General features: G+C 47.6%; 9 protein-coding genes. 8 read left to right on the top strand and 1 reads right to left on the bottom strand.

Translation table 11 applies throughout. The features are described 5' to 3' along the window. Positions 1-441: 441 nt before the first annotated feature. Complete coding sequence (locus ACN0T0_RS08245; protein ID WP_417224978.1) at positions 442-702, top strand: succinate dehydrogenase assembly factor 2; 261 nt, start codon at positions 442-444, stop codon at positions 700-702. Then, positions 680-1,132 carry a protein YgfX gene (locus tag ACN0T0_RS08240; protein WP_417224976.1) on the top strand — a complete coding sequence of 151 codons (453 nt, stop codon included), beginning with the start codon at positions 680-682 and terminating at the stop codon, positions 1,130-1,132. Before ACN0T0_RS08245 ends, ACN0T0_RS08240 begins: the two co-directional genes overlap by 23 nt. On the opposite strand, the gene nadB is transcribed toward ACN0T0_RS08240, so the two are convergent. Continuing rightward, positions 1,113-2,708: an L-aspartate oxidase gene (gene nadB / locus ACN0T0_RS08235; protein ID WP_417224974.1), complete on the bottom strand. Its 1,596-nt coding sequence runs from the start codon at positions 2,706-2,708 to the stop codon at positions 1,113-1,115. The genes ACN0T0_RS08240 and nadB overlap by 20 nt on opposite strands. 255 nt (positions 2,709-2,963) lie before the next feature. Here nadB and rpoE point away from each other — a divergent pair, with 255 nt between their 5' ends. The 6 genes from rpoE (at position 2,964) to lepB (ending at position 9,201) form a co-directional block, all read left to right on the top strand. After that, positions 2,964-3,548: an RNA polymerase sigma factor RpoE gene (gene rpoE / locus ACN0T0_RS08230; RefSeq protein ID WP_417224972.1), complete on the top strand. Its 585-nt coding sequence runs from the start codon at positions 2,964-2,966 to the stop codon at positions 3,546-3,548. A gap of 140 nt (positions 3,549-3,688) precedes the next feature. Further along, complete coding sequence (locus ACN0T0_RS08225) at positions 3,689-4,537, top strand: MucB/RseB C-terminal domain-containing protein (protein ID WP_417224970.1); 849 nt, start codon at positions 3,689-3,691, stop codon at positions 4,535-4,537. Positions 4,538-4,543: 6 nt separating this feature from the next. Then, a complete protein-coding gene (locus ACN0T0_RS08220) occupies positions 4,544-4,978 on the top strand; it encodes a SoxR reducing system RseC family protein (RefSeq protein WP_417224968.1) in 435 nt (144 codons plus the stop codon). A gap of 38 nt (positions 4,979-5,016) precedes the next feature. Then, positions 5,017-6,417, top strand: a complete 1,401-nt coding sequence (locus tag ACN0T0_RS08215; protein WP_417224966.1) for a DegQ family serine endoprotease — start codon at positions 5,017-5,019, stop codon at positions 6,415-6,417. Positions 6,418-6,580: 163 nt separating this feature from the next. Next, positions 6,581-8,380, top strand: a complete 1,800-nt coding sequence (gene lepA, locus ACN0T0_RS08210; RefSeq protein ID WP_417224964.1) for a translation elongation factor 4 — start codon at positions 6,581-6,583, stop codon at positions 8,378-8,380. Between the two features lie 11 nt (positions 8,381-8,391). Beyond that, positions 8,392-9,201: a signal peptidase I gene (gene lepB / locus ACN0T0_RS08205; RefSeq protein WP_417224962.1), complete on the top strand. Its 810-nt coding sequence runs from the start codon at positions 8,392-8,394 to the stop codon at positions 9,199-9,201. The last annotated feature ends 14 nt before the right edge of the window (positions 9,202-9,215 follow it).

The following is a 9,215-nucleotide window of genomic DNA, read 5'->3' as shown; positions in this document are numbered from 1 at the left end:
CCGAACTCGGAAGTGAAACGTCTTAGCGCCAATGGTAGTGTGGGGATTCCCCATGCGAGAGTAGGTCATCGCCAAGCTTCAAATAAGAGACAGCCCCGATCATTAGTTTGGTCGGGGCTTTTTCGTTTTGGGTGTTTTGGCGTTTTGTTTGCCAGCACAAGAGTTAACCATCAGCCGGTGCTTCAATCATCAACTTGCTTCAATCTCCGCCCCCCATTCTTACTGCTACAAAGGCTATACTGATATTTGTCATGAATCGTTGAAGTGGTCTATGTTATGGTTCACATCGGTTTGCCGTGTTCGCCCGAGTGGCTTTGCAGCTTGATTGGGGTGTTGTTTGGCTTGCTAGGAGGGGCAGTTATTTTATATATTGCCTATCTCGTTTATCAGGCTTGGCGCGATAATCGCGGCAACTGATTTCAATTACTAAGCAGGTAGATAATGTATACCGAAGAAGATATTCGCCGTTTACGTTGGCAGAGCCGCAGAGGCATGCTGGAGCTGGACGTACTGTTTGTGCCTTTTGTTGAAGACGCGTTTGCTGATCTCGATGAGGAGGACCAAGATCGATTTGTTAAATTACTCGCCTGTGAAGACACCGACCTATTTGTTTGGTTAATGGAGCGTGGTGAGGCAGATGACCCTGATTTACAACGTATCGTGCGGATAATTTTGGATCGTGTTCAGCCCGTTTCAAGTTGAGATAAAGCCCTCCGTCATTAGTCGGGGGGTATTTTTACTTCTAACTGTATTGTCACTGGTGTCGATATGGCTCTCCGGTCTGAGTGTTACTCTTCAGGTTGTACTTAGCCTTCTCTGTGGTTGTTATGTGTTTTATGGTTGGCCGCGCTTTATTTCCCTTACTCATCATCGTTGCATTACCGGATTGCGTTGGCTTGCGGATAAAAATGTCTTGGCGGTCTGTCTCGTAGGGGAGGGTTGGGTAGAAGTTGAGGCAGTGCAACAGCGACTGTCGTTTCCATTGCTGCTTGGCCTCAGTGTCAAACTTAGAGGGGCGCGTAGGACAGTCGCTGTGGTGATCTGGCCTGATAGTGTTAGCGCTGATCAGTTTCGTAAGTTACGTGTGTTATTGCGGTTCGCACCACCGCCGCTTAATGCCAGTCATAATTAACGGGAGTTAGGATGGTATCCCTAGCTTCTAATCCGCTTTCTGGGTAATCAAGAGTGTAGTGAAGTCCGCGACTTTCCTGCCGACGCATGGCTGAGCGTATAATTAGATCGGCAACCACCGCTAGATTTCGTAATTCAAGCAGATCTCGGCTTACCTTGTAGTTACTGTAATATTCGCTAATCTCTTGTTGTAATAGATCCACCCGATGTTTCGCCCGCTGTAGGCGTTTATTGGTTCTAACGATACCCACGTAATCCCACATGAAACGTCGTAGTTCATCCCAATTGTGGGCGATAATGACATCCTCGTCAGAGTCGGTGACCTGGCTTTCATCCCAGGCGGGTATCTCTGGCAGTTCTCCTAAGGGGTGGTTGTGGCTGATGATATGACTGGCAGCCGATGAGGCGTACACGATGCACTCTAACAGGGAGTTACTTGCTAACCGATTGGCACCGTGTAGTCCTGTAAAAGAGGTCTCTCCAATGGCATACAGCCCTTCTACATCACTCATACCATGTTGATTGACCATAATCCCACCACAGGTGTAATGAGCCGCCGGTACAACAGGTATGGCTTCTTTGGTGATGTCGATACCGTATTTTAGGCAACGTTCATAAATAGTAGGAAAGTGTTGTTTTACAAATTCGGCGGGTTTATGGGAGATATCTAGAAATAGACAATCGCAGCCGAGGCGTTTCATTTCATGATCGATCGCTCTGGCGACAATGTCCCGTGGTGCTAGTTCGCCACGATCATCGAACTTGTCCATGAATCGACTGCCATCGGGTAACCGCAGTTTTCCGCCTTCACCGCGTACCGCTTCTGAAATCAAAAAAGATTTTGCTTGAGGATGGTATAGGCAGGTAGGGTGGAATTGATTGAATTCTAAGTTGCCTACGCGGCAACCGGCGCGCCAAGCCATGGCAATTCCATCTCCTGAAGCGCCATCAGGGTTGCTGGTGTAAAGGTAGGCCTTACTGACCCCGCCCGTAGCGAGTACCGTGGAGCCCGCTTTAAAGACGTCTACATGGCCGCTGTTATGGTCTAGGACATAAGCGCCAATACAGCGATTTTCAGGGAGGTTGAGCTTATGGCGTGTGATAAGGTCAACGGCGATGCGGTCTTCAAACAAATGAATATTGTTTCGGGCTTTGGCGCGTTCTATCAATGTTTGCTGAATCGCCTGGCCGGTCGCATCGGCGGAATGGATGATTCGACGATGGCTATGGCCGCCCTCTTTGGTTAAATGATACTCATTGCCTTCACGGGTGAAGGGCACTCCTTGCTCAATAAGCCAGTTGATACTCTCTTTGCCATGTTCAACGGTAAAGGAAACAGCATCGGGGCGGCTTAGGTTGGCACCAGCGGTGATGGTGTCTTGAAAGTGGGCTTGAGTGCTATCCGTATCATCAAGAACGGCAGCGACACCACCTTGAGCTTGGTATGTCGAGCCGCTGGTGAGGCTGGCTTTACTGAGAACGGCGATTTTATATGAGTCTGGTAGCTGCAAGGCTAGTCCCAGTCCTGAGGCGCCACTACCAATGATCAAGACATCGAACTGAAACTCATTACTCATCTGCGCATTCTCTACCGCTATTATTTCAAGGGCTAATTATTGCTCGAACCACCGGTTGTGGGCCAGAGTATCGGGGTAAATTTATTAATTTTTTTTGATATAAGGGAACTTAGTGGCTAGAAAGGCCTCTTACCCTATAACTTAAGTTCAGCTCTGGTAAAGAGTTGCATGTAATAGGGGGTGGCATTCATACTTCCTTGTAGCAGCTGAGAAAAGCTACATTTGTTGGGAACTGTTCATACAATAAGGAATCGAATGTCCAGCGAGAGCCAAGCATCGATAGATCAAAAGCTGGTCAAGCGAGTTCAGGAAGGTGATAAAACTGCCTTTGATCTGTTGGTTAAAAAATACCAGCATAAAATAATCGGCCTAATAGGGCGATATGTTTATGACCATCATGAGGCGATGGATGTGTCCCAAGAGGCATTTATAAAAGCGTATCGTGCGCTACCGAATTTCCGCGGCGACAGCGCTTTTTATACATGGCTTTACCGGATAGCGATCAATACGGCTAAGAATCATTTAGTCGCTAAAGGTCGCAGACCACCGGATATGGATATCGACGTAGACGATGCCCATCATCTGGAAGGAGATAGCGGCTTAAAAGATATTGAAACCCCGGAGAATAGTTTATACCGGGATGAGTTGGCCCAGGTCGTTAGAAATGCGATGGATAAGCTCCCTCAGGATCTTCGCGCGGCATTGTCTTTGCGTGAATTCGATGGCTTGAGTTATGAAGATATAGCTCAAATTATGGATTGTCCGGTCGGTACTGTACGTTCACGTATCTTCAGGGCTCGGGAAGCGATCGATAAAGAGATATCGCCTCTGTTTAACTGACTTATATGCCTCCTCGTTGTAGGTGGTAAAGGATAACAGAGCGTTAAATTAAACAGTTGTGCTGTTTAGTACTAATAATGGGTGGAACGATTTCACCCTGTATCTGTAACGCAGGTACTTAATCCGTTAGGAGTTGGCTAATGAGCGAACAACCCAAAGAAGCTCTTTCCGCATTGATGGACAATGAAGTCGGTGACTTTGAGTTACGTAGCCTGTTGAAGCAGAGTGCTGAGAATCCTGCGCTGTCACAACAATGGCAACGTTACCATGTTGCCAGTTCGCTACTCAAAAATGAGCAGTTAGGTCGTGGCGATATTAGTGCTGCCGTTATGCAAGCTATTGATGCTGAGCCAGTGTTTGAAAAAGTAGCTGCTGATGTGGCTGAAAAACAGGGACTTTCTAAGAAAAGCTTCTTCAAGCCTTTGATGAGCATGGCGGTTGCCGCGTCAGTGACGGCGGTTGTTATTCTCGGCGGACAGAATTTTGGTCTTAATTCACCTGCGACCGTCGATGCCAGTTTAGCGCAGGCGCCTCAGCCTGCTACGAGTATGGGGCAGACAAGTCTTGTACCTTCTCGTAACTTGATGCGTGCGCAGTTTGGTGCTCCGGCGATTGCACATCAAGCGAATAGCGATAATGATAATATTATTCGCTTTAATGCCGGTCTAAATAGCTATATTCAGCAACATAATGTGTTGCGTCAAGGGCAGTTGGTCAGCTCAACACCGGGTTGGATTCCTGATGGATATTCTGCGGTAAAAAATGCGATGGCTCCCGGGGCCGAACTGACGGTGTTTAGTAATGGGGTTAACTCTTTTACGTTGAGCATTGAGCGTACCGGTAGTTCAGCTGTGCCTGAAGGTGCGACGCAAATGGGTGATATGGTTGCCGTTGGTAAAAAAGTAGATCAGTTCTTTGTCACCGTTGTTGGTGATGTACCTTTGATGGTGGCTGATCGGGTGGCTAATTCAATTGAGAAAATACAGTAATTAAACATGCTTGAAGAAAACGGTCGTGTTGTACGGGTTGGGTCTGACGCTGTTTGGGTTGAAATGATTAAACAGAGCGCCTGCTCGAGCTGTAGTGCACAAAAAGGCTGCGGGCAAAGCCTGCTAGCCAAAATTGGCGACGGTAAACGGTTAGAAATTCAAGTGGATAACCCGCAGCAGCTCGCTGTTATGGTCAATGACCAGGTGACCTTAGGGGTCGGCGAGCGATCATTTCTAACCGCTTCGTTACTGGTTTACCTTTTACCGTTACTGACCATGTTTATCGTTTCAGTGACCGTACAGCTGTCGGGTTTTTCTGAGCCACAAGTGATTTTAAGCGCTGTTTTGGGGTTAGTAGGTGGTTTCCTGCTAACCCGGTTTATGTCTGGTCTTATAAGCCAAAATTGCAGTTACCGACCGGTGCTGCTTCGTAGAGTTTGATTTACCTTTAGTAATCATTGATATGCAGGATAAACGATATGAAACTCGTCAGAGCGACTTTTAGTCTAGTTCTATTCTGGTTGTGCGTGAGCAGTGTGCATGCCGCATTGCCAGAGTTTAAGGATTTGGTAAAACAGACGTCTCCCGCCGTCGTTAATATTAGTACGGTGCAGCAGGTGTCTACGCGGGTTCAGGGAATGCCTGACCTTCAGCTACCGGAAGGGCAGCAGATTCCCGATATTTTCCGTCATTTCTTTCGTATCCCCGAAGGTTATGGTAATTCGCAGAAGCACAAAGCCCCGCAATCCTTGGGTTCTGGCTTCATTATCTCTGATGATGGTTATATTCTGACGAACCATCATGTGGTGGCTGATGCGGATAAAGTCATTGTCCGGTTGAGTGATCGACGTGAACTGGAAGCAAAGATTATTGGTTCTGATAAACGTTCTGATGTGGCGCTATTAAAAATTGATGCGACCGATCTGCCGGTGGTCAAAATTGGTGACTCTGCTAAAGCAGAAGTAGGTGAGTGGGTACTCGCTATCGGTTCTCCTTTTGGTTTTGATCATTCGGTCACGGCCGGTATTATCAGTGCCACCGACAGAAGCCTGGCGAATGAAACCTATGTTCCCTTTATTCAGACGGATGTGGCGATCAACCCAGGTAACTCTGGTGGCCCGCTGTTTAACTTGAAGGGGGAGGTTATTGGTATTAACTCCCAAATCTATACCCGTTCCGGCGGATTTATGGGGTTATCTTTTTCTATCCCGATGAATGTTGCGATGGAAGTCGTCGATCAACTGAAGGATAGCGGTAAGGTAAGCCGTGGCTGGTTAGGTGTGATTATTCAAGAAGTGAGTCGCGATTTAGCTGAATCTTTTGGCTTGGATAAGCCAGAGGGCGCGCTGGTTGCAACCGTGCTGCCGGATAGCCCAGCGGAAGCTGCGGGTATTCGTGAAGGGGATATTATTTACAGTTTTAATGGTCATCCGATTGATCGTTCCGGTGATCTGCCGCATCAAGTTGGCCGCATTCCGCCAGAAACCGATGCAACCGTGGGCGTTGTTCGTGGAGGCAAGAAACAATCGATTACCGTAACTATTGGCTTACTGCCTGCGTCGGGCGAAGTGCTGAAAACATCGGCTAACAATGAAAAAGCCTCAACCAATCGTTTGAATATCCATCTCAGTGAGTTGGATGATCAGTTACGTGAACGATTAGGGGTAACCTCCGGTGTTGTGGTGCGTCAAGTTGAAGAGGGCGCGGGCGCTGATTCCGGTTTGATGGTCGGTGATGTGATTACCATGCTTAATGGCGAAGAGATTAGTTCGATTGAATCCTTTGCTGACGCGGTTGAGGCACTGCCAGATAACAAAGCTGTGCCGATGCGGATCGTGCGTCGGGGTAGCCCAATGTTTATTCCGCTTAAACTTAAATAGTCTGTAGCGACTATACCGGGGGCTTTATGCCCCCTTTTGTTTATTTTCAGATGCGTTTCTCTTTGATGGTCGTAACAGATGAAATACGGTACACTTGCCGGCTTCAGAATTGCGCCCTGACGACGGGGTTGCATGGTTAAATTTATTAGCTGGTGATTCCGTAGTGAGTAAGCTCGAACACATTCGTAACTTTTCGATTATTGCCCATATTGACCATGGCAAATCTACCTTAGCAGATCGCTTTATTCAGACCTGCGGTGGCTTAGCTGAGCGGGAGATGGAACAGCAAGTTCTGGATTCTATGGATCTTGAACGGGAACGCGGAATCACCATCAAGGCACAGAGTGTAACGCTTAATTACACGGCTAAAGATGGCAAGGTTTATCAACTTAACTTTATCGATACCCCGGGGCATGTCGATTTCAGTTATGAGGTATCTCGTTCCTTAGCGGCCTGTGAAGGTGCCTTGCTGGTTGTTGATGCCGCTCAGGGGGTTGAAGCACAGTCCGTGGCAAATTGTTATACCGCGCTGGAACAAGGGCTGGAAGTGCTACCGATCCTGAATAAAATGGATCTGCCTCAGGCTGAGCCTGAACGGGTTCGTAACGAGATCGAGGAAGTTATCGGTATCGAAGCGGAACATGCAGTGGCCTGTAGTGCTAAGAGTGGCTTAGGTATCGATGATGTACTGGAAGCCCTAGTTAAGCATATTCCGCCACCAGAAGGTGATCCTGATGCGCCGCTGCAGGCGTTAATTATCGATTCTTGGTTTGATAACTACCTTGGCGTTGTTTCATTGGTGCGGGTAAAACAGGGCACTTTACGTAAGAAAGATAAGATTCTGATTAAATCGAACCGCCAAGTTCAGCCAGTTGATGGTGTTGGTATCTTTACGCCGAAACGTACTGAAACCGGCGTCCTGCGAGCGGGTGAAGTTGGCTATGTGGTTGCCGGTATCAAAGATATTCACGGTGCGCCGGTGGGTGATACGATTACTCATGCTAAAACTCCTGATGTTGAAACCTTGCCAGGCTTTAAGCGGGTGCAGCCGCAGGTCTATGCCGGTCTGTTCCCAACCAGTTCGGATGACTATGAAGACTTTCGTGAAGCGCTCGATAAACTGACGTTGAACGACGCTTCGTTGTTCTTTGAACCCGAATCTTCGGATGCACTGGGATTTGGTTTCCGTTGTGGTTTCCTCGGGATGCTTCATATGGAGATCATTCAAGAGCGACTAGAACGTGAATACAATCTTGATCTAGTCACTACCGCGCCAACTGTAGTTTACGAGTTGGAACTGAATAGCGGTGAAGTGGTTCAGATTGATAGCCCATCGAAACTACCCGATCCCGGCTCGATCAAAGAGATGCGAGAGCCGATAGTGGAAGCCAATATTCTTGTACCTCAGGAATATTTAGGGCAGGTGATCGGTTTGTGTGTCGATAAACGGGGCGTGCAGAAAAATATGAATTTCGTCGGCAATCAGGTTCAGGTGTCTTATGAGCTGCCGATGGCTGAAGTGGTATTGGACTTCTTTGACCGTCTTAAGTCGGTTAGTCGAGGATACGCTTCCCTTGAATATAACTTTGTCCGCTTTCAGCCTGCCCAACTGGTGCGGCTGGATATTCTCATTAATGGTGAGAAGGTCGATGCGTTGGCGGTTATTTTGCATAAAGATAATGCACCTTACCGTGGCCGTCTGTTGTGTGAAAAGATGAAAGAGCTGATTCCGCGGCAGATGTTTGATGTCGCTATTCAGGCAGCGATTGGCGGTAAGATTATCTCCCGAACCAATGTTAAGGCGCTACGTAAGAACGTTATTGCTAAATGTTATGGTGGCGATGTCAGTCGTAAGAAAAAACTGCTACAAAAGCAGAAAGAAGGTAAGAAACGGATGAAACAGGTGGGAAGGGTTGAGATTCCTCAGGATGCCTTCCTTGCAGTTTTGAAAGTTGATGGTTAGGACACAGACGCATGGATTTTGATTTCGCACTGATACTGGTAGTACTTACCTTTGTGGCCGCATTGGGCTGGGTGTATGACCGACTGGTGTTGGCTAGTGCGCGTAATGCGCGTATCGCCGCAGCAGAGCAAGCTAGTGGTGTACTACCCGAAGCCACACTCGAACAATTAAATAAAGAAAACGCTGTTGTCGACCTGTGTCGTTCGCTGTTTCCAGTGCTATTAGTGGTGCTGATTTTGCGTTCTTTTGTGGTTGAGCCGTTTCAGATTCCGTCTGGGTCAATGAAGCCAACGCTGAAGATCGGCGACTTTATTCTGGTTAATAAGTGGCATTATGGTTTCCGTTTACCGGTGATCGGTACTAAAGTTATCCCTATGAACACGCCGTTACGAGGCGATGTGGTGGTGTTTAAATACCCTAACGACACGCGTATTAATTATATAAAACGGGTTGTTGGGTTACCGGGTGATCGGATTCGTTATCAGAATAAAACGGTTTATGTTAATGGTGAACCACAAGCGCAGCAATTGCTTGAACAGTTACCGCCGCAGAACCCTCGGTTACTGTTGATCGATGAGACATTAGGTGATGTGAGCCATCAGATCTATCGCGATGTTGCGCCACCCCGTCAGCCCGCCGAATGGGTCGTACCCGAAGGACAGTATTTTGTCATGGGGGATAACCGTGATAATAGTAACGATAGCCGTTTCTGGGGCTTTGTGCCTGATGAGCTGCTAGTAGGCAAAGCATTCGCAGTGTGGATGCATTGGCAGGATTTCTTTACCCTGCCTAATTTCAGTGATGTACGCACTATCCATTAAAAGGAAAATTGGGG

The sequence above is a fragment of the Amphritea sp. genome (assembly GCF_048266285.1).
GTDB lineage: Bacteria > Pseudomonadota > Gammaproteobacteria > Pseudomonadales > Balneatricaceae > Amphritea.
Note: the sequence above shows the minus strand (reverse complement) of the source record. Positions and strands in the feature narration are given on the sequence as shown.